Origin of the sequence: Pseudomonas sp. FSL R10-1350 (genome assembly GCF_009600525.1) — a bacterium.
Lineage (GTDB): Bacteria > Pseudomonadota > Gammaproteobacteria > Pseudomonadales > Pseudomonadaceae > Aquipseudomonas > Aquipseudomonas helleri.
Genome location: NZ_WIVR01000005.1, coordinates 68,607 through 92,155 on the forward strand (window position 1 = coordinate 68,607; position 23,549 = coordinate 92,155).

A 23,549-nucleotide genomic window follows, 5' to 3' on the forward strand; every position below is an offset into this window, starting at 1 on the left:
GGACTCACCCACGCAACCCAACCTGATATGAGGTACGAAAGATGCCCGCACACACTCGCAATTCTCAACGGGGATTTCTGTCACTGGATGGCATGTTCTGGCTGATGCTGATAGCTGTGGCGCTCGGATTCATTGTGTACATGGGCTACCGAACATTCGGCAACTCAGATGTCACCATTGAGCAGAGCAACCTCGGCACGCTGATGACCAATACCAAACGCCTGAAAAGTACGACGGGATACGCCACGTCCGGCACCAACCTCGTGCCGCCGCTGATAAACCTCGAAGGCACAGGCGGCATGGGCATCAGTGGCACGACGCTCACCAATCGCTGGAACGGAGCCGTCACTGTTGTCAGTAATGGCATGACCTTCACCGTGACTGAAACCAAGCTGCCTAAAAATGCCTGTATCACCCTCGCCTCCAATATGGCCAAAGACAAGCAGACCACCACGGCCATTAACGGCGGTACCGCTGTAGCAGGTGAAATCACTGCGGTGGCTGCTTCGACCAGTTGTTCATCGGATGCCAACACGATCGCCTGGACCTCTTATTGAAGGAGTCGTCTGTGAGCGTCATCTCCGAAGCAGAATTCGTTGACCTGTACTTGGGTGACGGATTCGCAGACGTCAAAGGCCTGCCGGGGTCTGCGCGCCGCGTTGAAGCTCCCTGCGATTGGCGGGCAGACCTTGAACGCTTGCGGATGCAGTGCATCGACAAACACGCTGCCGACCCGGAGTTCGCCTTAATCGAAGATGGTGTGGTGCTAAGGGTCACGCAGTTGCTGGATTTGAACGGCAAACCCGTGTTTGTCCTGAGCAAATCGTCGGTTCAGATTCGTCCATTGGACATGCTCGGCCTGCCGGACACACTGCAAAATGCGCTGATGACCGACACCGTGCGCGGCCTGATTTTTATCTGCGGAGAAATGGGCACCGGCAAGACGTCGAGCGCGGCCTCGCTGGTTAAAGCCCGCCTGGAGACGTGGGGTGGCTTGTGCCTGGCGGTAGAGGATCCACCGGAGCCTTTTTTACATGGTCTGCATGGCCAGGGCCGCTGCATTCAGGTGCCCGTGTCCCGGCGCTTGGGCGGTTACGAGGAGGCCCTGATTCTGGCGCTACGCACCCGAGCCGACTTGTTGTTTGTCGGCGAAATACGCGACAGCGCCACCGCCGCGCAAGTGATCAAGGCCTCGATCAATGGCCATCTGATTATCAGCACGGGTCACGCTGGCAGCGTCATTCAAGGCATTGAGCGCATATGTGCGCTGGCTCACCCCTTACTGAGTAATGCCCGGGAATTGCTCTCCGAAGGGCTGGTGGCGGTTATTCAACAGTCCCTGTCGAAAAACAATGACGCCAGTCGCCGCCTGACACTGCAAACCCTGCTTTTCACCGGAGCAGACGGGCCAGGCATCCGGGAAAAAGTCCGCGCAGGTAAGGTCTCGTTGCTCGATCAGGACATCGTCAATCAGTCATCGAGGAGCCTTTGGAATGATCAATAACAATAACCAACAAGGCTTTTTGAGTCTGGACATGGCCATAGGGCTGATGGTGCTTTCCATCGTCATCACCCTGGCTACGTTGTGGCAGTTCAAACAAATGGACGCCCAGGACTACCGGATAGCGGCCGATCAACAAAAAACCATCGCGCAGGCCCAGGTCAACTATTTGAAGGACAACTTCGCGACCGTACTGGCCAACGCTACGCCAACCGTACCGGTACAGATCACGGTACCGATGCTGATCAACACCCACTATCTACCTGCAGGTTTCAGCGCCACCAATGTCTTTGGGCAGACCATCCTTGGCCTTGCCCGCAAACCAAATCCCAACCAACTGGAAGTGATTGTGATCACCACAGGCGGGCAACCTATTCCGGAAATGGGTATTCGCACCATAGCTGAACACCTGGGCGGCCCAGGTGGATTCATCTCTAAAATCGATCCTGATGTTGTCCAGGGGGTCCGAGGTGGCTGGCAGGTTGCACTGAGTAACTACGCCATTTCTCCCGGCCCTGGTCATACCGCAAGCGCGCTGTTTTTGATGGATGGGACCTTGGCCAACGACTACTTGTATCGCAATGCCGTGCCTGGTCGCCCCGAACTCAACACAATGAATACTGACCTTGGGATGGGCGGCAACAACATCAACGACGCTGGAACAATCACCGCAGCGGGCAATGTGTCTTCCGCTGCCGAATTGAGTGGTGCCACCGCCACTATCTCCGGTGAGACCTATACCGGCGGCTGGTTCAGAACACGAGGCGACACGGGCTGGTACAGCGAAAAATGGGGCGGCGGGATCTATCAGACGGATCCTGACTGGGTGCGGATTTATAACGACAAAGGTCTGTCAACCAATGGCCCACTGATGGGTGGGCAAATCACGTCTCTTGGTTCGATCACAGCCACTGGCAGACTCTCGACCGGTGAGTATGTCTCCATTGGTGGTTTAGCGGTTGAAGGCACTGCGTGTGGCGATCACACACTGATGGCAAAAAACGCGATAGGTGTCGCGCTCTCTTGCCAGTCCGGCGTTTGGCGTTCAGGCGGCGGCTCAAAAGTGCTCACTGGCTTCATCTCACACAACCAACAAATACCCCTTCCCAGCGGCAGCACCGCCGGACAGTGCACCTGGTCAGCCTCTGACGCTGCCAACCCGCATCCAGCTCCCCGGCCGGACTATGCAGGGGGCAATTATGCCTATGCAGACTCCAATCGCGTGGTGACGTGTGGCTTCTACGACTATGGAACCTTCATTGCCGGGGGCGTCTGTAGCTACGTTATCGCATGCAACTGAACGCTAGAGACCTGCACGTCCCCTTATACAAGGAGCCTTGACGATGACGATGCACTGGCTCGTTATCACGATACTGCTCATGGCCACCGGGCTGTTTATTGACGCTCAACAGCAAGCGCAGCGAACATCTGAACGGGCAGCACTGGATTCACTAAGCCGCAACATGCTGGTCTATCGAGCGGCAGTCGCTGAGTTTGCCAAATCGAATCCGGGTTTCAACGGTGTGCCTGACGACGCGTCTTTTAGCCTTCCGCCATGGTTTATTAAACCTGACGGTGTTGCGTCTTACCTTGAAGCAGGGACGGCATACACCTACGTTCATGGCGCTAACCCGCCAGGCCTGCCGTCGGCACTGGTTGATCTCACTCAATCCATCGCTATAGGGGTAAATCGAACAGGTATTCTCATCTCGCCTTCAATGGGGTCTACAGGCATCAGCATTCCTGCATCCATACCCGAAGGTGCCGTCGTCGCAGTCAATTAATTCGTTACAGTCCGCCGGGTTGCACATACATGGGAGCCCTCACATAATGGACGCGTCAATGTTTTCACCTCGCTGGCTACTGGCGGTCATCAGTAGCGCCCGGTGATGCGGTTTACCCATCACCACCCCAAAGCACGCTGAGCTCCGGGAAGCGCGTGCGGATCTGGTCGAAAGCTCTCCCTGTGTCTCCCTGTTCCAAGCCAGACACGCAGCCGTCAACTCGTGAATAGCGAGTCCAAAGGCACATAGGGTTTTCTTGAGGTTCGAAGCACTGTCATCCAAGAGCCGCACTGGTGTTGCGGCTCACTCTTTTTAAAGCTCACCCGAAGGGTAGCCTGATCATCTTGTGAAAGATCATCAGGCTACCCTTTGGTAGCGGCTTGTCCTTGCCGGTGGCCCGCCGGCGAAACACAGGGCTCCCTTTGTGCGCGGATGCGTGCCTTATGTTTGCTGGCCCCAGCCACGATAATCGGCCAGGCGAAATTGAACCGTCACGATCACCGCCCAGAGGTTCAAGACGCTCAAGACTTGCAGGTGGCATGCTTTTCAGAAATTGCGTGGACCGTAGCCGAGAGCAGTGTTGGTCAGTTGCTCTCGGTGGCTTTTCGTTTGGGGTTTTGGCATGACTCTTTCAAGAATAGGAACTTAAAGTACGTTAAGCCGAGACAGATTGAATCTATGTAATTTATAAAGTACAGTCGACCTATGATTGAAATTAAACAAACTGCCACTTTCATGACTTGGGAAAGCAAGCTAAAGGATCTGCGGGCAAAGGCCGCAATTGCCGCCCGCATCTTTCGCTTGGCCAATGGCCTACCCGGCGACGTATCACCTGTCGGTCAGGGAGTGAGCGAGCTGAGGATTCACTATGGCCCTGGTTATCGGGTTTACTTCCAGCAACGCGGGACGGAAATTGTCATCCTGCTATGTGGTGGAGACAAAAGCAGCCAGACCAAAGACATAGAAACAGCGAAACGCCTAGCAAATGATTGGAGACCGCAATGATCGAACCCATTTATGACTACGACCCCGCGCAAGCGCTGGACGGCCCGGAGGCTATAGCCGTGTTCCTCGCGGACGCCCTGGACACTGGAGACGCGGCCTATATCGCTAAGGCTATGGGAGTGGTTGCGCGCGCGAAGGGCATGACAGAGCTGGCCAAGGAAACGGGGCTGGCTAGAGAGCAACTTTACAAGTCGTTCAGCGAACACGGGAACCCTACACTGAAAACCATGCTGCTAGTGATGCGAGCGCTGGGGGTTGATTTGACTGCTAGACCGCATGCACAACATGAACACGCCCATTTGAAGTAAAACTTAATAGGGCTCAGCCAACCATGCGCAAAATCATCACAGTGACAGACCAGCAAGCCGACTGGATCAAGTCTCAAATCGATGCAGGCCTCGACACCAATGACAACGAGTGCATTCGTGATCTGATCCGACGAGAGCAAAAGCCCAGCGTCGAAGTTGAGGCGATCCGTGATGCCTTGCATCAAGGAGAAAACAGCGGCGAACCTCACGCATTTGACTATGAGTCGCTCAAGCAAAGGATGTTGACTTCGCATGGCTGAGCTTCGTCTTAAGTTGCAGCAAAGTCCAATCTAGAAAATATTTCTCGCTACACAGTTCTGCACTGTAATTCAGCCCTCACAGAAACATTCACTCAAACTTTAAACGTAACAAATATTGAAAAAAATTTAAGCCATTCTCATTCTAAGCACATGCATCGCTGACGTCGTCAGCATCATGCCCAGGCAGTCCGGATCTTTAAGACTGCGACACGGTAAACGTGCCGATCCGCCCAAGACCGCTGAGCTTCTGGTAGCGCGGTCAATCGACGCCGTCGATAGAAGCACCTAATGCAAATCACCTCGCGGGGATTCACTTCCCCGACAGGGCCAGTGCTTTCTCCGCATCAATCTGCAGGAAAAGCACCATGTCCAAACTTACTTATAACCTTGGTTTTACACTTGGCACTGTCATTCGGGAATTCCTGTATGCCGTGAAAAAAGCCAACGCTTTAGCCGTCGCACAACATCAATCAACTCGACAGAGAACTTTTCCTCCTCCCTGCGTGCCTGACAACGTGATTCGTGAAATGGATCAACTGCCCGCCATTGTTCGTGTTAACGCTATCGACTTGAACTTTTGGTATGTCACCAACACTCGGATCTGCGACAGCAAGCCGACTGAATCTCGTACTCAGGAAAACGTTCACGCTCTGAGCCAGACGATTCATTGAATCGGTCGCACTCACTACTAGGGATACTTCCCGCCGGGAAGGCTCTCTGTCAGTTTTTTACTGAAAGCTCTTGACAATCAACAATCACGTTCACATTCTGTGCTCATGTACCGCTGACGTCGTCAGCAACATGCCCAGTAGTCAGGATCTTCAAGACTACGGTGCGGTTTACCGCATTGATCCACGCCCAAGATCGCCACAGCTTCCGGTAGCGCGATCAATCGACGCAAGTTGATGGAAGCATCTTACTTACCCACCCATGACGGGCCTCCCCCGTCAGGGCAGGCCTCTCGATTATTTTTGGAGGTCTGATGAAAACCGAACTGGCTCTCTATCAAGCGTTGATCTCGATTAACGTTCCCGAGCAGAAAGCTAATGCAGTCATTGAAGCTTTGGAGTCGGATATGTATTCACTGATGGCAACCAAAGCAGATCTGGCCGCCCTTCACGCAGAACTTAAAGCCGATTTGGCTCAGCTTGAAGTCAAACTCACCATCCGCATGGGCCTGATGCTGTCAGCAACCGCTGGAGTCATGCTTGCTGCAATAAAACTGATGCTCTAAACACCGCTTCACCAGCTCTACCCACCTTCGCGGGGAATACTTTCCCCCAAGGGCGAAGTGTTTCTCCGCTTTCTGCATCTTTGAAACTGGAGAATCACCATGAGCACCTCTCGCACCAACGTAAGCAAATTCTTCGACCTGCACACCACTGGTATTGGTTATCTGAACCGTATCCGTGAAGTCAAACCTCGTGGCAAAGGCAAGCCTTTTATGGCAGTCACCATTGCTGCATTGCGCGGTTCATCCGATGAAGTCGAGTATTCCTATATCGACTGCAACGTCGTTGGCACCGAAGCTGAAATGCTGATTCGTCGCTGCCAAGAAGCCGTTGAAGCCGGTAAGAAAGTGATTGCGAGCTTTCGTATCGGTGACATCTGGACTGATGCATTTACCTACGAGAAAGGCAATAAACAAGGCCAACCGGGAGCCAGTCTCAAAGGGCGCCTGTTGTTTATCGGCTGGATCAAAGTGGATGGCGATACCGTCTACGAAGCCAAACCGAAAGACTCGGTTGAACCTCTTGAGGACAATTCTGAGCCCGATTCGGGGAGTGCACCACAACCGACTGATGAAGAACAACGTCAGTCTGCTTGATTGAAATCAAGGCGCCCTTACGGGTGCCTTTTCCAACATTCGCCACCGGGAAATCACCTCCCGGCCGGGCCTGGTGCTTTCTCGTACCCGGAGAAATGCCATGGACCACCCCACCGCTTTCACCTCTCACCTACTCAAACTTCCCGTGGTTTTAACCCCTAAAGCCTGGGAGTTAGCCGTCCAATGGGACGAGCCCAACGGCGCTGAAGTGACCGTACTGCGCCTATGTACCTTGTTACTCAAGGTGTACCGGGAACTGCATCTAAACCCGGGGCAACCTGAAACACTGCTCTGTTACTACCCGCGTATTGTCCAGATCTCTGTGTTAAAGAATAGGCACCTTGAGCTCAAAATCACCTGCGTTGAACCACCAGACGCCGCTTCTTACTTGTGTATTTCGCTCAGTTCGGAGAGTCCGCCCTTCTGACGCCGCATTACAACTCCCCCGATCAAGCCCAAGCAAACAGGGCCTCTCCTCTTGCCAGCAACACGCCTGTCATCCCGACAGACCGTTGTCCGGAGCTCAGCATGATTAACATCCCTGGCCAACTGGCCATCCGTACCATCAGCGGTCGCAATGGCGACTTCAACGTGGGTCGACTATCCACCTCAATCGGTGAGTTCGTCATCAAAGACGCCCTCCTCGACCAATACGACGAAGGCAAATACAGAGGCGACTTTCTGATAACGGAAATCCGCCCTTCGTATTACTCCACTGCAGGTCGTTTGGTCGTTGAGATTCGTGCAAAGCTGGACAGCATGAGCCTCGACGACGTGGACAATTTGACCTCAGAGGACACCGACAAGCTCTCGCCTAACGAACCTGATCCCATTGATGAAGAGTTAACTGCTCCCCAGTCAAAGCCAGAACATCGGCAAACTGAGCGACCCGTAACAGCCAGCACCAAACAGGTATCAAAAACCGATGCCCCGTTTGGAATGTCACCGCCTGACACAACAACAAACCCAGACGCAGATGCTTTGCTGTTTGGCACCCTCTGGCCACTTGGCGACACAGTCAGGCTAGACACCACCGTTGACCGTCAGCAATTACGCCAACAGTGTCGTCGGCTCTCAGACCTTGGCTACCTGCATGACTTCAAATTGCAGGTCTGGAACATGTCCAACACCTGACAAAGCCCGCCACTCAACCAAGCCAATCGGCACACCCATGAGGAACTCCCTCTTGGGCGCTCCTCTTCACACCAGGAGCTCACCTTGAACCCGATTTTCAGCAACCTGACCACCAAGACGCTGGACCACATCGACGATCACCTAGCGAACAACCAGGTGTCGACAGATGAAGAGCTGTGGGACCTGTTTATAGAGGACCTGGACTTAACAGCCGAACAGGCCGATGCCGCCGTGGAACTTCGCGCTCAATACTGGGTGCGAACATTTCTGAAAAGGCACAGCCCTTTGTTTCAAGAAATCGCCGTCTGGTTTGACCCGAACGACAAATCGTTCAAATCCGACGCACCACTCACTGCGCCGTACTAACACCCCACTCACCACCAAAACCCTGAGGGCTTCATAGCCCTTCAGGGCGGTGAAACCCTCCACACTGGAGGTTCACATGCCCAACCCTACCCCGCTCTTCTACATTGAGGAGTGCCCTGACCTATTTGTCGACGCCTGCGCCTGCGATGAGCAGCGCAATCTGGTCTTTCTCTCTGCCTGGGGCCGCGATACCGCGCTGCAGGAGTTCTTGGCCAGGCTCACGCTCGGCTCATCCGAAAACGGCCTGGAGCAATTTCACATCGTTGCTGAGGGGCGCAGCCTTCCGGTCTTTCCTAACGCCGACTTACTGGAAAAGCGCACAACGCGACAATTTCGCGGCACCTTGTTCGGCAGCCTGCTGCATATCTGGCTGTTCGATCGACGCTGCGCCCAGCCCGATCGAGCCAATCACTTGGCCTACGCCCTGCTTGAAAACGGGCAATCACCTGATCAACGGCTTTGGCCGCTGATCACTGAAACCTGCCCGTTGCCGCTTCTGCCGCACTGGCGTGAACCGGTCCTGGACGTACTCACCCAACACGACATGTTGCTGCCCCTTCCGGGGACGTTAGGCCCCATCACAGCCTGGCGTTTATCGCTGCAGCTCGACGTGCTTGAACCTGCCTTGGGCGATTTGATTCGCGTGGGCCACCTCACCACTCACGCTCAATCCTGAGCCTTCAAACAAGGAGCCTCATCATGGCTTTGATGTTTCCGCGCCTGGCGCACAACTTCGCCCGCAACGGTTACTACCCCACAGACGAAACCACACTGGAACGCGCGCTACTCGCTTTGGCACCCTCACCCAACGGCAAAATGCGGATCTTTGATCCGTGTGCCGGCGAAGGCGCTGCACTGGCCGAAACCGCCCATGCACTGGGCCGTGATCGCGTAGAGGCTTACGCGGTCGAGTACGACCAGGAGCGTGCTGAACACTGCAAAACACTGCTTGATCGCGTGCTGCACGGCGACCTGATGGACACCCTGATCAGCCGCCAGTCTTTTGGACTGCTGTGGCTCAACCCACCGTACGGAGATTTGGTCAGCGACCATTCCGGCGCTTCACAGTACCAAGGCAGCGGTCGCCAACGCCTGGAGAAAGCGTTCTATCAACGAGCGCTTCCTCTGCTGCAATACGGCGGCGTACTGGTGTTTATTGTTCCGCACTATGTGCTGGACGACGAACTGTGCGGATGGCTGTGCAACCACTTCACTGAGCTGAGGATATACAGCGCGTCTGATCCGACATTCAAACAGGTTGTGATTTTCGGCATCAGGATTCGACGCCAGGATCTGGCTCAACCACAAGACGTCAAACACCTACGCGCACGCCTTCAGGCTATCGGCGCCGGGACATTAACAGCAGAAGCGCTACCCGAAAGCTGGCCGTGGGAGCCCTACAGAGTCTTGTCGGCGACCACAGAGCAGGAACACTTCTACCGCATCACACTGGAACCGGAGCAATTCAGCCAAGAGGTCAAACGACTGCGCGGCCTGTGGCCGGACTTCACCCTGCACTTCGGTCAAAACGGCATACAACCACGACCGCCTGTTCGGAAATTGTCGAGCTGGCATCTGGCATTGGCCTTAGCTGCCGGAGCGATATCGGGTGTTGTTACCTCAAAAAATGGGCGCGTATTAGTGCTCAAGGGCGACACCTACAAAGACAAGGTCCGCAAGACCGAGTTTACCGAAGACCAGGACGGCAACGTCTCCGAGGTCAGCATTCTGACGGATCGTTTCGTGCCCATTATCCGGGCATGGGATATGACGCCAGGCTCACCCGATCTCGGACGTGTCATCACCATCAGTTCCTCGGCTGATACATCAGCCAAGCCTGATGAGCCACACCCGACGCCCTCGCTCTTTACACCGGGACGCTTGGTCATCACCCAGGGCATAGCTGATCTGGTGGACAACGACATTCTCGACGTAACCCACTATCTCAAACGGCACTTTGCGGGCGACTGGGGCGAGATCGAATATTACGACCAGACCAGTAACCAACACGCACTGACTAATGGGGACCGCTTGCTCTCCAGATACACCCTCGACGATGACATCGAGCCTGAACTCTGGATCATCACCGAAGCCGACCGAAGCGCAACCACCGTGTTGCTGCCATCGGAATACTGACCCACCACGCCAATCCGGCGCTTCCACACCAACCCACAGGGTATTCACCATACCCGTCGGGGTGTCGTGCATGCCCTGTTTCATCCTTCCCGGAGAAACACCCATGAACGACTTGTCCCAAGGCTTCACCCAAGCCCCTCTCTCAACCCTGTCCATTGGACTGACTCAATTTATCAACGAGTTCGGCGATGAACTACTCGACTCTCTCAATCGATCCAACCCGCCGGTCTACGCCGGACACTTGAACACGGCACGCCAACGGATAATGGACGGCCTCAAACGCCAACCGTTTCCCGCACAGGCCGAGGTCGTTCAAGCCGTGACTGCCTTGCTGCTCGATCGCAATGAGCAGGCAGCCATCATCAACGCCGAAATGGGCACTGGCAAAACCATGATGGCCATCGCCGCTGCAGCCGTTATGCACAGCGAGGGTTATCGCCGCACGTTGGTCATCGCGCCTCCGCACCTGGTCTACAAGTGGCGACGCGAGATCCTTGAAACCCTTCCGGATGCTCGGGTTTGGGTACTGAATGGGCCCGATACCCTGGTCAAACTCCTCACCTTGCGCGATCAACTGGGCGATGCCTACGACGGACGACAAGAGTTCTTCATCCTGGGGCGCGTGCGCATGCGGATGGGATTTCACTGGCGCCCAGTCTGTTGGCCACGTCGTTCTGGCGGTGGCCATCGCTTTGCAAGCTGCCCCAACTGCGGCCACATGCTTAAAGACCAAGACAGCAATCGGATCACTGTCGAAGTATTTATCCAAGAAGAACGCCGACGAAACTGCCCTCATTGCCAAAGCCCGCTTTGGACGCTGATGCGCCCGGGCAAAGCTGAGAGCGGTACTCGCCGATCAACCATTCATAAATCAATGTGCCGCATACCGACCATTGGCCCGATACGCGCCGACCGCTTGCTGAACGACTTCGGGGAGGACTTTCTCGCCTCGATGCTCATCGACAATGTCAGCGAGTTCATCAACCTGATGGATGCTCAAGGCAATTTCGTCTTTAGCGACCGCCAAGCCAAGCGCATGGAGCGCGCCATGGCCAACATCGAATTCGGTTTTGGCGAGGGCGGTTACCAACCCACCGAGTTCATCAAGCGCTACCTGCCTGATGGCTACTTCGACCTGCTGGTCGTAGACGAAGGGCACGAGTACAAAAACAGTGGCTCGGCCCAAGGCCAGGCCATGGGCGTATTGGCAGCCAAAGCGCGTAAAACCGTCTTGCTGACCGGCACCTTGATGGGCGGCTACGCCGACGACCTGTTCTACCTCCTGTTCCGCATCCTCACACGCAGCATGATCGAGGACGGCTACAAACCTAACGCACGCGGCAGCATGGCCCCCTCGGCCATGTCATTTATGCGCGACCACGGGGTGTTGAAAGACATCTACACCGAGCGAGACAACCAATCGCACAAAACCGCCAAAGGCAAAAAACTCTCGGTACGCACGGTAAAAGCCCCCGGCTTCGGCCCCAAAGGCATTCACCGCTACGTGCTCCCCTTCACCGTCTTTCTCAAACTCAAAGACATTGGTGGCAACATCCTGCCGACCTACCAGGAGGAATTCATCGACATCGCCATGTCGACAACACAGGCCTCGGCCTACCAGCAACTGGCAGGCAAACTCACCGCAGAACTTCGTCAGGCACTGGCCCGTCGAGACACCACCCTTCTGGGCGTGGTACTCAACGTACTCCTGGCCTGGCCAGACTGCTGCTTCCGACCGGAAATCGTCAAACATCCACGCAGCAAAGACACGTTAGCCTTTGTGCCTGCGATATTTGCAGATGAAGAAAAGATGCCCAAAGAACAGGCGTTGCTCGACCTCTGCCTCACGGAAAAAGCCAAAGGCCGCAAGGTCCTGGCCTACACCGTGTACAGCGGCACCCGCGACACCACCGAACGCCTGAAACGGTTGCTGGAACAGGCCGGTTTGAAGGTAGCGGTGCTGAGGGCGTCAGTGGATACCGCCAGGCGCGAGGATTGGATACTCGACCAGGTAGACCGAGGGATCGACGCGCTGATCACCAACCCGGAGCTGGTAAAGACCGGGCTGGACCTGCTCGACTTTCCCACCATCGCCTTTCTGCAGACCGGCTACAACGTCTACACGTTGCAACAGGCGGCGCGAAGGTCATGGCGGATTGGTCAAAAGCATCCGGTGCGAGTGATCTTCTTCGGCTATGCCGGCAGCTCGCAGATGACTTGCCTGCAGTTGATGGCCAAGAAGATTGCGGTAGCGCAAAGCACGTCAGGAGATGTGCCCGAGTCAGGGCTGGACTCGCTGAATCAGGATGGGGATTCGGTGGAAATGGCGTTGGCGAGGCAGTTGATTGGGATGTAGGTGGATGGCCACCCCCACTCTCTTGACAGCAGATGAATGTACTAATTCGCTAGGGCCTATGAGAACCATCATGTATGGGGCCACATAATTTTTAGTACATGTACCATTAGCTATACTACTCCCAGCCGGCGCAAGCCGCCGGGAGTTTTTTTACTTGCGTCTCGATCTGTCGCCCATTTTCAAGGATGCTCCATGTCGGCCAGCCCCACAAATCTGCAGACCAAGCTAGAGCGGTTACGTACTATTTTGCAGGATGACATACGACCCGCCGAATTCGAGAAGTTGGTCGCCGCCCTGATCAGTAGTTTGACTGGAGTGGGAATCGCAGTAGCCAAAACTGGTTTTCAGCATGGCGGTGACGCCGGCCCTTCCGGCCGACAGGGGCGAAGATTCCGTATAGAGACCAAACGCTATGCCGACAGTACGAGCCTGAGTGATCGTGAACTACTTGGAGAGGTTGACGACGCTTTAACTATCGATCCTGCGTTGGAGATTTGGATACTCGCAGCGACTCGCGAAGTACCCGAACAGCTAGAGTTGAAGTTGATGCGAAAAGCGGACGAAACAGGCGTTCCAATCATCATCATCGACTGGAAATCCAACAGCGTTCCAGCGTTGGCAGCGCTTTGTTCCTCCTCACCCTCAATCGTACGTGATTTGGTCGGAACCGAAGCTGGCAATATCTGCGAAGCACTGAAGACGGGAGCTAAAGAGGCGCTTGATAGGCTAGTACGGGATCTGTCCAGTTGGGGGGCGGGCTTTGAGCGACTGCGCGCGATCGCCAATGACAGACTACAGCAGCTTTGGACGTCTCCAGCGTTATCGGCAGCGACGTTGGGGCAGAATGCTGCAGGAGGATCGCGCCAGTCCACGATCCGAAGACTCGCCAGTTATACAGCGTTATCCCAATGGTGGACCACTCCGCCCGCGACTGATGCCCCAATTGTGGTAATGGGGTTGGAGGGTATGGGTAAAACTTGGGCTACCCTAGACTGGCTGGTAAACATGGTTTCTCGACTGCCCCTGAGCTTGGTAGTTCCGTCTAACGCCATGTCCGGTTTCGGCGAGGTTTCAGAAGGTGCTATCAAGCGCATGATCGCCGAACGGCTATGTGAGGCCACGCAGGCCCGCGACAGCGAACACTGGTATCGCCGCGTCAACCGCCTGTTCAAGCAGCCCATTGCCGAGGGGCCAGTGCTGCTGATCTTTTTCGATGGCGTTAATCAGGAGCCGTCCGTTGATTGGCCTTCCCTTCTTGCGCGACTGCAAACCGAGCCCTTCTCCGGTCGAGTGCGTGTCATCCTGACTACTCGACAACACCATTTTGAACAGCGCCTGAGCAGCTTACGAAACTTGATCAACCGCCCTGAGCGCATTGTAATCGGTCAGTACGATGACACTCCCGGCTCTGAACTGGACCTGCGACTGGCCGCTGAGAATATGGTTCGTCAAGACCTGCACGAGGACCTAATCCCTCTGGCAAGAACGCCCCGGCTCTTTAACTTGGTAGTTCAGTTTGGAGAGCGCTTGGTAAATGCAGGACAAGTGACAGTACATCGTCTCCTTTGGGAATACGGACGGGACAGCTTCGGGGAGAGAGCGGGAAAGTCTTTCAGCGAATTAGAATGGCGTCAATGGTTGCAAGGTATGGCTGAGCAGCACCTCGGAGGGATTCGTCGGTATAGCTTGAAGGAATTGGCGCAGACGACTGAGCGAGCAGATCTGAGTCACACAGAGGTTGCCAGACGCCTCAGCGATATTATCGATTCGCAATTCATTCAAGCCGCTTCGGCGACCTCCATGAAGTTGTCGAGCACCTTGGTTAATCATGCGCTCGGCATGGCACTACTTCATCATCTGGATGAGCTTGTGGAGGAGCGCGAGGAAACCCTGATGCAGGACCTTCACGCATGGCTCGATCCGATATCTGGAATGGATCAGCGAGCCGAGATCCTTCGCGCGGCGGTATCAATCATGGTAGAACGCGGAGTCGATACGAACTCCTCAGTCTCTACCGCGTTGGTGTCGGAGTGGCTTTCTTCACAGAACATCCCTGAGCAACACGCGTCTGAACTGATGAGGCTCGCCTGCTTCTTGGCTACACCCCTGCTGGGCACCATTGAAATTGAGGGGAGCGTTGCTCAGCGAACTGCGCGGCTCTGGGCAGTAAAAGCCCTCCGCTCAACTTCACGTAAAGACGAAGATATTCGTGCGGAAGTTATCGCTCGAGCAATTGTCTGGCTGAAGACCATCTCACGCGACGCGGAGCATCCAAATCGGCAGCATGAGGAGCAGGACAAGGCCCGTTCCTCCCGGCTAATCCAGCGTATAGGCGTTGATGACGATGGGCACCGCACCGTGCTAGGAGTCCCTATTGAGTTGGTGCATAGCAAGCAGACTCACCACGAAGCGCTAATCCCGCTGCTGCTTGAAGGCTATCCGCTCGCACCAGCGCTGCCAATTTTCGAGCTAGCCGCCGTTACCCTAGCGATCCGCGGCCGAAACGAGTTATGGGATGACTTAAAGTGGATGTGCCTTTTCAACACGGTGGACTTTGATGAGACGGCCCACGCCATCAAGATCAAGGCTAATCAGATACTTTACTGCGTACCCGAGTCCGGCATCAATCCACAGCTTGCCGCTCGAAGTTCGGCTTTGCTGCTCTGGCTTTCTGGGGATGAGTCTAACGAAGTCAGCGCCTCTGCTTGCAATCCACCTCTAGACAGAGGCGACTACAAAAAGGACTACCTTAACGACCCCGGCCGCAGCTTTTATCGTCTTGAGCGTCGACATGCCGACCAAGTGCTCTCCAACGCTGATTTGCCTTGGCGCTCTCGTGTCGATCGCACCCGCTTGTACTGGACTGACCCAGCGTTTGTACCACCAGAGGCATTTACGCAGGAAAGCGCCGCTTACTTGCGCAAAATCGACGTGTTACTACTGGATAGTCAGCGTGCGCCGGTGCCTGCCGATCACTTTTTTGAGCAGTCTCTGCCAGCAATGGCAAGGGCAGCGCCAAAAACACTAATCGACATGCTTCGTGAGAAGCATATCTCACTGCCAAAGCGACCGAGTGAGACGACCGCGATCGCTTCGGCAAGATTCTGTAGAGAGTTTCTTTTGTTCGATACCGACGGCGCAGAATCTGCGCGCAGCGTCCGCTTGGCCCGAAAACAGTCACAGCCAGTCCAGGGCGCTGAGGTTGGCGATGAGGCAGCTATTACAAATGATCTTCTGATAATGGAGACAGCGTTACAGTCACCTTTCCAGCAGGCAGTTACGATTATCGATGCTGCACCACCTATTCTCTATCTTGATCTGCTGGAAACGATTCAACCGTTGTCAACGAATGACCTGCAAGAGCTGATTACTCGCTTTGGGATGAGTGATGAAAAAGCAACTGCGGACCTTTTGGACATTATGGCCATGCAACAGTCCCTGGGCGCAGAAGTTTGGCCCTGGCTTGAACATCAACTCGCGGTCGCCTCTGCCGGCATGCGTGCAGCTGTGCTCCGCGTCTGCTATCAATCAGATCCTGTTCGCCTTGGTCAGTTATTGTCGAAAAGCAGCTGGAGCTGGCTCAATGAGGAGGCCATCGAAGCTGCACATTGGGGCTCTCTTGGGCTTATCGAGGCATCCTCAGGATGGCCTTTCGAGCAGGTTTGTGAGCAGGTCGCACCATGGTTGTTGCTGAAATCGTTGGCAATACGTGAGGTTTCTGCGACAGACATTCAACTATGCGTTGATTACCTTGGAGCGGTAATCGATGCGCCTATCCCTGAAATACCGGTGCCAGGTTCCGAAATTTCCGTACGACTTAAGGATCGTGCACGCTCGCCCAGCTGTTTTTCGGTGACCCCCATTCTCGACTCCGAAGGAGACCCTCTCGCACAGTTTTTGGCGTTCGGGACCGAGGAGCAGGATGTAGCCCGACAACGAGCTGTCGATACTGCCGTCAAGAGGGTGAAAGAGGCTCGTCAAAATGGCGCGCTGTTCCATCTGCAGGATTTCGCGGCCGCCGACTTCAAGGAAGTGCTTACCCATAACCCGGCTGCGGTTGATCAATGGCTGAGAGGTGCGGCTGAGAATTCTTTGGATTTTCGTCGTCGCCTGCGTTTTGCTGAAGGATTCTATTTGGCTTTGTGTGAAGCATTGTTCCATACAGAACCGGACCGCGCGAAAACCTTATGGAGTCACCTACGCAGCGGCATGGCCACGAAATTCAATGGTATTGCAGAGATCTCCGAACTGACCCATATGCTGTTCCGCGTGCCATGTTGCTTGGTTGTCGACACAATGCTGGACAATCTGTTGTCACTGAGTGAGACCCATACCGACTCCACGCTGCTAGAGATTTCTATCTGCGCTTTCGTCAACGGTCGTCAAGATTGGTTAGACGCTATAATTGAAAGAGATCTGGCGTCCGAAATAACCTGGCAACGGCAGCGCGGTATTCGATTGCAAGGTTTTATCTGTGGAAATCAGCTTCCGATAGATGTTGACTGGCCAATCGGTGTTCAGGACTCCCCCACATCACGGGCAACGGAAAGCACATTGCTTCGACATCATGAGGCCTGTGCACGCTATTGGTGGAACGCTTACTGGGAAGAAGATTGCTCGACGTCTGCTTATTTAGCCTGGAATCTGTTCTGCGCATCGGCCGACAGCAGGATCTATGCATGGATGAACGTGGAACAGATAGGGCATAACCTGCCTCCTAGGGAGCGCGCTCGCCGCCTAATTCATATGAACCTGAACCTGGATCAGCTCAAAGCAATGATGAAGAAACGTGAAAAGGATCTGGTTAGTAAGTTCTTGGGAAGAAGCATCGGCCGGCATATCGGACCTTGGGCATACGCCGTCTGACAGGCTGGCTCGCGCCGTCATTGCGGGGAAGGAGCCGGTGCTCGAGCGGCTATTCGCAGCCCCCAACGCGCTGAGCGGAACCTAAGGCGCAGTCGTCAGTTATGGGCATTGATCCCGAGGGCTTCGTTGCATGACATCCACGCAAACGGTTGCCAACTACAAGCCGGCGGAAGATCGAAGGAGCTGAAGTTAGTTCCCATTCGATTTCAGAAAGGTCGTGCCCGTGCCGGGGTAACTAAAACAGCTTTTGCCGCTGTAGCTCGCGAAGCAGGCATATCGACGGCCCAAGTCAATAATCACTATTTGGTTATTGGATAGACGGTACGCATTACTCAAGGGCGCGCTACCCGCGATGCAAACGCAAAGAGTTGAGTGCTGAGCGAAAAAGTTCGCAACCCACCGGCAGCAGATTGAGAAGTTGCGAATCAAGGTCTTCAAGCTCGCGCCCATCTGCGAAGTACGCTAGAGGGAATCTGTGTGATGTGCACGTGCTCATGCTTTTTTGACAAGCTTTTGGAAAATCTTGCGTTCTAACTCATGATCATAGGTTAGGATTGAGTCAGGGCGATCCTCATAAAGTCAGGACAGCTTAGGGGGGTGACTCTTCCGACTGCGGCCCAGTCAGGCCGCTTAAGGTGATGGTGAATGAGCCGGTTCCCGGTGGATGCCGAGCGGACACCTCAAACACTTGAGCTGATGCTTGCGGCTATTCGCGGTAAACCAAAAGCAAGCGCCCGGCAAGGCGCTTTATAAATAACCAACCCTTAAAAAGTTGGCAGCGCTGTCAGCACTTAGCCGGGCTATTGCCATGTTTAAGTTGCGGACAAAAGTAGTACAGGTGGAAATAAATCTTTGGGCGCTAGCATTTATTGCTGGTGGTCTTTTAGATAGATTTTCTTCCTAGGTTGACGAGGGGAGGGATACCTCCCCCCGGATCCTAGCCATCTGTAACTATATTTCGGGGAACTAGTTGCGGCTCAAACGCATGTCAATCAGCCCCAAATAGTGCTGACAGCTTTCGGCCGTCTCTATTGAAAACAATGATTACATAGCTAATCAGCTTAGAAATCGCCTTAGCTGAACTGTCTTTGGATCAGCATGTGATAGACGAAGACTATATCTGCTTCAGTCTTGCACATTGTGCTATCCACATATGGGGCAGGTGACGTACTTCAAAAGTTTAAGTACGGATATCTCAAAATACGGCTCAGGACCATAAAAGCAATTCGCCCCAAAAATCTATTTCCTGGTGCCCCACCACAACCCTCCTGACACCCTGTCCTCGTTCTCACGCGAGGCCGCCCATGAACCTTCCACGCCCTACCCGTACCACGCTGATTCTCAGCCTGTGCCTGACCCTTCTGGCAGGCACACTGGGCTATGAGCACCACCATCTCACCAAGCTGACCAACAGCCTGGCAGCCACCGCCGACAAGGATTCACTTGATGCGTTGCTGATACGCCTGGCCAAGGTGGATGAGCGGCTGGATACCGTGGACGGTAAACACCTTGTGTCCAACGATGACTTCCGCTCCAGTCAGCAAGCGCTGTCCAATCGCATTGATGCTGTTCAGGCATATGCCAAACAAGCGGCGGGATCGACTGAGGAGCTCTCACGCAGTCTGATGGCTGCCGAGCAGCAGGTGCTGCAGCTCAAGGCGAGTATCGAACTGATCGATGGCAAGCTCGAAGAATTGAGCAAATCTCAAGCGTCATTGCCGCAAGTTGCGCCACCAGCCAAACCCTCCCCGCGCAAGAAACCTCCCCCACCCCACCCACCACCCTTCACGGTGATTGGCATCGAATATCGCGGTGGCGAGCGCTTTTTGTCGGTTGCTCCGCAGGAGAGCACGCAGTTGAGTCAGGTCAATCTGATCCGGCCCGGTGATGGGGTTGCTGGCACGGCTTGGCGGCTCAAGGCGCTGGACCAGCAATTGGCCCATTTCGATGTGGCTGGACTCCCTAAAATCCTGACTGTTTCGCCTTAGGAGGTCACAGTGACGCATTCAAAAACGCACTCCAATCCCTACAGGTTGGCAATTGCAGGGCTAGTGCTTTCAGGCCTGGCTGTATCGGTCATGTCTCAATGCGCTAATGCTGCAACGGTTGCGACCACGCAAAAAGATGTCGTTGAAGCTATCAGCCCTGCCCGTGAATCAACCCAGGTTGAGTTGGCACGTGAATGGGGGCTGACGGCCGATGAGTGGCGACATTACCAGACGGTGATGGCTGGCCCACGCGGTATTTACTCTCCGGGGCTGGATCCGCTCACAGCGTTAGGCGTTGAAGCCGAGTCGGCTGAAGATCGTCAGCGCTATGCCGAGTTGCAGGTTAAGGCCGAGCGCCAGCGGGTTGATAAGGAACTGGCCTACCAGCAGGCCTATGACCAGGCCTTTAAACGCATGTACCCGGATGAAAAGATCATCCAGCTCTCTTCCAGCCCCGCATCACCGATGAGCAGCAGCCCTTCAATGCTGGAAAGCGGGGGTCGATTGGCACTCTTTGTTGAAGACGACTGCACGCCCTGCATCGCCCGCGTCAGAAGCCTTCAAGCACAGAGGCAACCCTTTGACCTTTACTACGTTGGCAGTCAGGGAGATGACGAAAAAATCCGGCGTTGGGCCATTCTCGCGGGAGTCGACGCCAGCAGTGTGCGTAACCGGCAAATAACCCTCAATCACGATGAGGGTCGATGGCAGGGCCTTGGATTGAACGGGGCGCTTCCAGCTGTAGTACGTAAGGTGAATGGTCAATGGCAACGTCAGTAGCTCGCGCACTGCTGTTCTGCGGTCTGCTGCTGAGTTCAGTCAATGCACTCAGCGCCGAAGTACCACCACCGGCGTATCAACTGATTGCGTTGCCGGCAGGGGTTCCGTCCGAGGTGCTGTACTCCGTTGCCCTGCAGGAAAGCGGCACCCGTTTAAGGGGGCAACTCGTGCCATGGCCCTGGACACTGAATGTCGCGGGGGCTGGCTATCGCTTTGCAACCCGCAGCGATGCCTGCACAGCCTTGATTACAGCGATCAATACGGCTGGCCCCCACCGGGTCGACGTGGGGTTGGGCCAAACCAATATTGGCGCGAATGGCCATCGTTATAGCTCGCCGTGCGAAGGGCTTGATCCGTACAAAAACCTTTCGGTCACGGCCCAGATTCTGGCGGAGCAAAAATCCAAAGGTGGCGACTGGATCACTGCTGCCGGACGCTATCACCGCCCGGCCGGGGGTAAGCCCGCTGCCCGCTATCGCCGTGATTTTGCCAAACACCTCAGCCGTGTCACCGGCATCAACCTGATGGCGACAACCCCATGAATCGACGCTTTGCTCTCTTACTTTTAATCACCGGCCTGTGCCAGACACTGCACGCCAGCTCATTGATTGTGGTGGAGGACCGTGGCGGTGTTTCAGCCCTGCCCTACTACCAGGACCTGGTACCAGAACCCTCCGATCGTGTGCCATCGCCCCCTTCAATCGGGATTCGGGATGCTGGAGCGTTTCCCGTACGTTCAGCCTTACTTTCTCCGGGCCAGGAACAAGGTCGAGTGATCAACGCGCCAGGGCTTCAACCCATGTTTTTGGTGGGTGACGACGAGCAATCAAAAGCGTGGTTGCTGCAGCGTCGCCAACAACTTCAGGCGTTGAATGCTGTTGGGCTGGTCACCAACGTGGCCAGCGCAGAACGCCTGGCTGAAGTTCAACGCTGGGCCGCGGGCCTTCAAATTGCCCCGGTTCAAGCAGATGACCTGGCTCAACGCCTAGGGATCCGCCATTACCCGCTGCTTATCACCGCCACCACGCTACAACAGTAACCAGGGCATAAACCATGGCCAGCACCTTTACCATTGAATCGCTGCTGCGGCCCGCTGTTGAGCTCTACACCGTGCTTGTGTGCGTGATCGCTGCCTTGCTGTGTGTATTCGCGCCGTGGGCATTTGCCCTGACACCGCTGTTCGGCATGGTCGCAGCAGCCGGGTTTTCAGGTTTGGGCTTTGTTCGCCTGCAACAGGCACTTGTGGTGCTGAGGTATCGACGCAACATCCGCCGCCTGCCGCACTACACCATGACCAGCAAAGACATGCCGGTCAGCAACGAACGCCTGTTCATCGGCAAAGGCTTTCGCTGGACGCAAAAACATACCCAGCGGCTGATGGATACCTATCTGCCCAAGTACGCTGAGTATGTCGAACCCACTGCGCTGTATCAGTGGGCTCGCCGCATCGAGGAGCGATTGGAGTTTGCGCCCTTTCCACTCAAGCTGCTGGCCAAGGCCACGGCGTTAAACATCGCACTCAACCCGGTGCGCCCGCTGCCTCCAGTTGGCGGCCTGCCCCGCTTACACGGCATAGAGCCGCACGAGGGCGATGTCAGCCTGCCCTTGGGTGAACGGGTGGGTCATTCCTTGGTATTGGGCACCACACGCGTGGGCAAAACGCGCTTGGCCGAGCTGTTTATCACCCAGGATATTCGGCGAACCCGGCCTTCAAAGGCAAAGGTCCCTGCCCAGCAAAACCTCGATCGCGAGGTGGTGATTGTCTTCGACCCCAAGGGCGACGCCGACCTGTTAAAGCGCATGTACATCGAATGCAAACGCGCTGGCCGACTCGACGAGTTCTATGTGTTCCATCTGGGCTGGCCAGATTACTCGGCCCGCTATAACGCCGTAGGCCGTTTCGGCCGGATCTCCGAAGTCGCAACCCGAATTGCCGGGCAGTTATCAGGGGAAGGCAACTCTGCAGCATTTCGCGAGTTTGCCTGGCGGTTCGTCAATATCATCGCCCGCGCCTTGGTCGCCCTCGGCCGTCGACCCGACTACGAGCAAATCCTCAAACATGTGATCAACATCGACGCGCTGTTCGAGGAGTACGCCAAGAGCTACTTCGCAGAGCATGACCCCAAAGCCTGGCAAACCATTGTCGAAATTGAAGGCAAGATCGATCGTAAAAACCTCAGCTTCGCCATGAAAGATCGCCCGCTGCGCGTGGTCGCACTCGACATCTACCTCACCCAACAACGCCTGTCGGACCCCGTCATGGACGGCCTGCGCTCAGCCGTACGCTATGACAAAACCTACTTCGACAAGATCGTCGCCAGCCTGCTGCCCCTGCTGGAAAAACTCACCACCGGACGCATCGCCGAACTGCTCTCACCGGACTACATGGACCTCAATGACCCACGGCCGATCTTTGACTGGATGCAAGTCATCCGAAAACGCGCAGTGGTGTACGTGGGCCTTGATGCCTTGTCCGATACCGAAGTCGCTGCCGCCGTCGGCAACTCGATGTTCAGCGACCTGGTGTCCGTTGCCGGCCACATCTACAAATTCGGCATCGATGACGGCTTGCCCGGCGCCACCAGCGGCAAGGTCGCGATCAACGTGCATGCCGACGAATTCAACGAACTGATGGGCGACGAGTTCATCCCCATGATCAACAAAGGCGGCGGCGCAGGCATGCAAGTAACCGCTTACACCCAGACCATGAGCGACATTGAAGCCAAAATCGGCAGCCGCGCCAAGGCTGGCCAAGTCATCGGTAACTTCAACAACCTCTTTATGCTGCGAGTGCGCGAAACCGCCACGGCAGAGCTGCTGACCAACCAATTACCCAAGGTTCAGGTGTTCACCAGCACCACCGCCAGCAGCGCCAACGATGCAATCGCCGGTAAGGCTGCCTTCACCTCCACCACCCACGACCAGATCCAAAGCGTCAGCGTGCCGATGATCGAACCGGCGCATGTTGTGAGCCTGCCCAAAGGGCAATGCTTTGCACTGATTGAAGGCGGCAACCTGTGGAAAATTCGCATGCCGTTACCCGCAAGCGATCCCGATGAAGTCATGCCCAAAGACCTCCAGGCGCTGGCTGAAGGCATGCGCAAGGGTGCGAACGGCAACAGCGAGTGGTGGCAAGCACCGGGGTATCACGTACTGAGCGAGTCGCTTCCAGATGACTTGATGGACAACTTTCAGCACATCACCCACGAAAAACCCAGCGATCAAGCCTGAGGGCGT

Annotated in this window: 21 protein-coding genes; all 21 read left to right on the forward strand. The window is 55.3% G+C overall.

Annotation, left to right across the window (positions count from 1 at the left end; translation table 11 throughout):
• Window positions 1–41 precede the first annotated feature (41 nt).
• The gene (locus GHO25_RS04005; protein ID WP_178109974.1) at window positions 42–557 is read left to right on the forward strand and encodes a type 4 pilus major pilin; all 516 of its coding nucleotides are present in this window, start codon (window positions 42–44) and stop codon (window positions 555–557) included.
• Window positions 558–568: 11 nt separating this feature from the next.
• The gene (locus GHO25_RS04010; RefSeq protein WP_178109975.1) at window positions 569–1,504 is read left to right on the forward strand and encodes an ATPase, T2SS/T4P/T4SS family; all 936 of its coding nucleotides are present in this window, start codon (window positions 569–571) and stop codon (window positions 1,502–1,504) included.
• Window positions 1,494–2,801 carry a shufflon system plasmid conjugative transfer pilus tip adhesin PilV gene (gene pilV, locus GHO25_RS04015; protein WP_153389963.1) on the forward strand — a complete coding sequence of 436 codons (1,308 nt, stop codon included), beginning with the start codon at window positions 1,494–1,496 and terminating at the stop codon, window positions 2,799–2,801. The genes GHO25_RS04010 and pilV overlap by 11 nt, the downstream gene beginning before the upstream one ends.
• 43 nt (window positions 2,802–2,844) lie before the next feature.
• Window positions 2,845–3,285, forward strand: coding sequence for a type IV pilus biogenesis protein PilM (gene pilM / locus GHO25_RS04020; RefSeq protein ID WP_153389964.1), 441 nt, complete (start codon window positions 2,845–2,847; stop codon window positions 3,283–3,285).
• 705 nt (window positions 3,286–3,990) lie between these two features.
• The gene (locus GHO25_RS04025) at window positions 3,991–4,290 is read left to right on the forward strand and encodes a type II toxin-antitoxin system RelE/ParE family toxin (protein ID WP_123749979.1); all 300 of its coding nucleotides are present in this window, start codon (window positions 3,991–3,993) and stop codon (window positions 4,288–4,290) included.
• Window positions 4,287–4,598: an addiction module antidote protein gene (locus GHO25_RS04030; RefSeq protein ID WP_123749978.1), complete on the forward strand. Its 312-nt coding sequence runs from the start codon at window positions 4,287–4,289 to the stop codon at window positions 4,596–4,598. The genes GHO25_RS04025 and GHO25_RS04030 overlap by 4 nt, the downstream gene beginning before the upstream one ends.
• A 23-nt stretch (window positions 4,599–4,621) precedes the next feature.
• Complete coding sequence (locus GHO25_RS04035; protein ID WP_123749977.1) at window positions 4,622–4,858, forward strand: type II toxin-antitoxin system ParD family antitoxin; 237 nt, start codon at window positions 4,622–4,624, stop codon at window positions 4,856–4,858.
• Window positions 4,859–5,223: 365 nt separating this feature from the next.
• A complete protein-coding gene (locus tag GHO25_RS04040; protein WP_153389965.1) occupies window positions 5,224–5,529 on the forward strand; it encodes a hypothetical protein in 306 nt (101 codons plus the stop codon).
• 311 nt (window positions 5,530–5,840) lie between these two features.
• On the forward strand, window positions 5,841–6,092 hold the full coding sequence (locus tag GHO25_RS04045; protein ID WP_153389966.1) for a hypothetical protein: 252 nt from the start codon (window positions 5,841–5,843) through the stop codon (window positions 6,090–6,092).
• 99 nt (window positions 6,093–6,191) lie between these two features.
• A complete protein-coding gene (locus tag GHO25_RS04050) occupies window positions 6,192–6,686 on the forward strand; it encodes an STY4534 family ICE replication protein (RefSeq protein WP_153389967.1) in 495 nt (164 codons plus the stop codon).
• A 528-nt stretch (window positions 6,687–7,214) separates the two neighbouring features.
• Window positions 7,215–7,820 carry a DUF3275 family protein gene (locus GHO25_RS04055; RefSeq protein ID WP_153335493.1) on the forward strand — a complete coding sequence of 202 codons (606 nt, stop codon included), beginning with the start codon at window positions 7,215–7,217 and terminating at the stop codon, window positions 7,818–7,820.
• Window positions 7,821–7,904: 84 nt separating this feature from the next.
• Window positions 7,905–8,186, forward strand: coding sequence for a hypothetical protein (locus GHO25_RS04060; RefSeq protein WP_123749971.1), 282 nt, complete (start codon window positions 7,905–7,907; stop codon window positions 8,184–8,186).
• A gap of 76 nt (window positions 8,187–8,262) precedes the next feature.
• A complete protein-coding gene (locus tag GHO25_RS04065) occupies window positions 8,263–8,862 on the forward strand; it encodes a hypothetical protein (protein ID WP_153389968.1) in 600 nt (199 codons plus the stop codon).
• 23 nt (window positions 8,863–8,885) lie between these two features.
• Window positions 8,886–10,322, forward strand: a complete 1,437-nt coding sequence (locus tag GHO25_RS04070) for a DUF6094 domain-containing protein (RefSeq protein WP_153389969.1) — start codon at window positions 8,886–8,888, stop codon at window positions 10,320–10,322.
• A gap of 103 nt (window positions 10,323–10,425) precedes the next feature.
• Window positions 10,426–12,678, forward strand: a complete 2,253-nt coding sequence (locus tag GHO25_RS04075; RefSeq protein WP_153389970.1) for an SNF2-related protein — start codon at window positions 10,426–10,428, stop codon at window positions 12,676–12,678.
• Window positions 12,679–12,870: 192 nt separating this feature from the next.
• Complete coding sequence (locus tag GHO25_RS04080; RefSeq protein ID WP_153389971.1) at window positions 12,871–17,544, forward strand: hypothetical protein; 4,674 nt, start codon at window positions 12,871–12,873, stop codon at window positions 17,542–17,544.
• Window positions 17,545–18,848: 1,304 nt separating this feature from the next.
• Window positions 18,849–19,532, forward strand: coding sequence for a methyl-accepting chemotaxis protein (locus GHO25_RS04085; protein WP_153389972.1), 684 nt, complete (start codon window positions 18,849–18,851; stop codon window positions 19,530–19,532).
• A 90-nt stretch (window positions 19,533–19,622) separates the two neighbouring features.
• Window positions 19,623–20,312 carry a TIGR03759 family integrating conjugative element protein gene (locus tag GHO25_RS04090; protein ID WP_153390018.1) on the forward strand — a complete coding sequence of 230 codons (690 nt, stop codon included), beginning with the start codon at window positions 19,623–19,625 and terminating at the stop codon, window positions 20,310–20,312.
• Window positions 20,297–20,854 (forward strand): lytic transglycosylase domain-containing protein, encoded by a 558-nt coding sequence (locus GHO25_RS04095; protein ID WP_153389973.1) that lies wholly within the window; start codon window positions 20,297–20,299, stop codon window positions 20,852–20,854. Before GHO25_RS04090 ends, GHO25_RS04095 begins: the two co-directional genes overlap by 16 nt.
• A complete protein-coding gene (locus GHO25_RS04100; protein ID WP_153389974.1) occupies window positions 20,851–21,351 on the forward strand; it encodes an integrating conjugative element protein in 501 nt (166 codons plus the stop codon). The genes GHO25_RS04095 and GHO25_RS04100 overlap by 4 nt, the downstream gene beginning before the upstream one ends.
• A 14-nt stretch (window positions 21,352–21,365) precedes the next feature.
• Window positions 21,366–23,543 carry a type IV conjugative transfer system coupling protein TraD gene (traD, locus tag GHO25_RS04105; RefSeq protein ID WP_153389975.1) on the forward strand — a complete coding sequence of 726 codons (2,178 nt, stop codon included), beginning with the start codon at window positions 21,366–21,368 and terminating at the stop codon, window positions 23,541–23,543.
• Window positions 23,544–23,549 lie beyond the last annotated feature (6 nt).

What these genes read in the sequence shown, in the direction of transcription:
- GHO25_RS04005 (WP_178109974.1), top strand. Translation starts at nt 42, where the DNA reads ATGCCCGCACACACTCGCAATTCTCAACGGGGATTTCTGTCACTGGAT.
- pilV (WP_153389963.1), top strand. Translation starts at nt 1,494, where the DNA reads ATGATCAATAACAATAACCAACAAGGCTTTTTGAGTCTGGACATGGCC.
- pilM (WP_153389964.1), top strand. Translation starts at nt 2,845, where the DNA reads ATGACGATGCACTGGCTCGTTATCACGATACTGCTCATGGCCACCGGG.
- GHO25_RS04025 (WP_123749979.1), top strand. Translation starts at nt 3,991, where the DNA reads ATGATTGAAATTAAACAAACTGCCACTTTCATGACTTGGGAAAGCAAG.
- GHO25_RS04030 (WP_123749978.1), top strand. Translation starts at nt 4,287, where the DNA reads ATGATCGAACCCATTTATGACTACGACCCCGCGCAAGCGCTGGACGGC.
- GHO25_RS04035 (WP_123749977.1), top strand. Translation starts at nt 4,622, where the DNA reads ATGCGCAAAATCATCACAGTGACAGACCAGCAAGCCGACTGGATCAAG.
- GHO25_RS04040 (WP_153389965.1), top strand. Translation starts at nt 5,224, where the DNA reads ATGTCCAAACTTACTTATAACCTTGGTTTTACACTTGGCACTGTCATT.
- GHO25_RS04045 (WP_153389966.1), top strand. Translation starts at nt 5,841, where the DNA reads ATGAAAACCGAACTGGCTCTCTATCAAGCGTTGATCTCGATTAACGTT.
- GHO25_RS04050 (WP_153389967.1), top strand. Translation starts at nt 6,192, where the DNA reads ATGAGCACCTCTCGCACCAACGTAAGCAAATTCTTCGACCTGCACACC.
- GHO25_RS04055 (WP_153335493.1), top strand. Translation starts at nt 7,215, where the DNA reads ATGATTAACATCCCTGGCCAACTGGCCATCCGTACCATCAGCGGTCGC.
- GHO25_RS04065 (WP_153389968.1), top strand. Translation starts at nt 8,263, where the DNA reads ATGCCCAACCCTACCCCGCTCTTCTACATTGAGGAGTGCCCTGACCTA.
- GHO25_RS04070 (WP_153389969.1), top strand. Translation starts at nt 8,886, where the DNA reads ATGGCTTTGATGTTTCCGCGCCTGGCGCACAACTTCGCCCGCAACGGT.
- GHO25_RS04075 (WP_153389970.1), top strand. Translation starts at nt 10,426, where the DNA reads ATGAACGACTTGTCCCAAGGCTTCACCCAAGCCCCTCTCTCAACCCTG.
- GHO25_RS04080 (WP_153389971.1), top strand. Translation starts at nt 12,871, where the DNA reads ATGTCGGCCAGCCCCACAAATCTGCAGACCAAGCTAGAGCGGTTACGT.
- GHO25_RS04085 (WP_153389972.1), top strand. Translation starts at nt 18,849, where the DNA reads ATGAACCTTCCACGCCCTACCCGTACCACGCTGATTCTCAGCCTGTGC.
- GHO25_RS04090 (WP_153390018.1), top strand. Translation starts at nt 19,623, where the DNA reads ATGTCTCAATGCGCTAATGCTGCAACGGTTGCGACCACGCAAAAAGAT.
- GHO25_RS04095 (WP_153389973.1), top strand. Translation starts at nt 20,297, where the DNA reads ATGGCAACGTCAGTAGCTCGCGCACTGCTGTTCTGCGGTCTGCTGCTG.
- GHO25_RS04100 (WP_153389974.1), top strand. Translation starts at nt 20,851, where the DNA reads ATGAATCGACGCTTTGCTCTCTTACTTTTAATCACCGGCCTGTGCCAG.
- traD (WP_153389975.1), top strand. Translation starts at nt 21,366, where the DNA reads ATGGCCAGCACCTTTACCATTGAATCGCTGCTGCGGCCCGCTGTTGAG.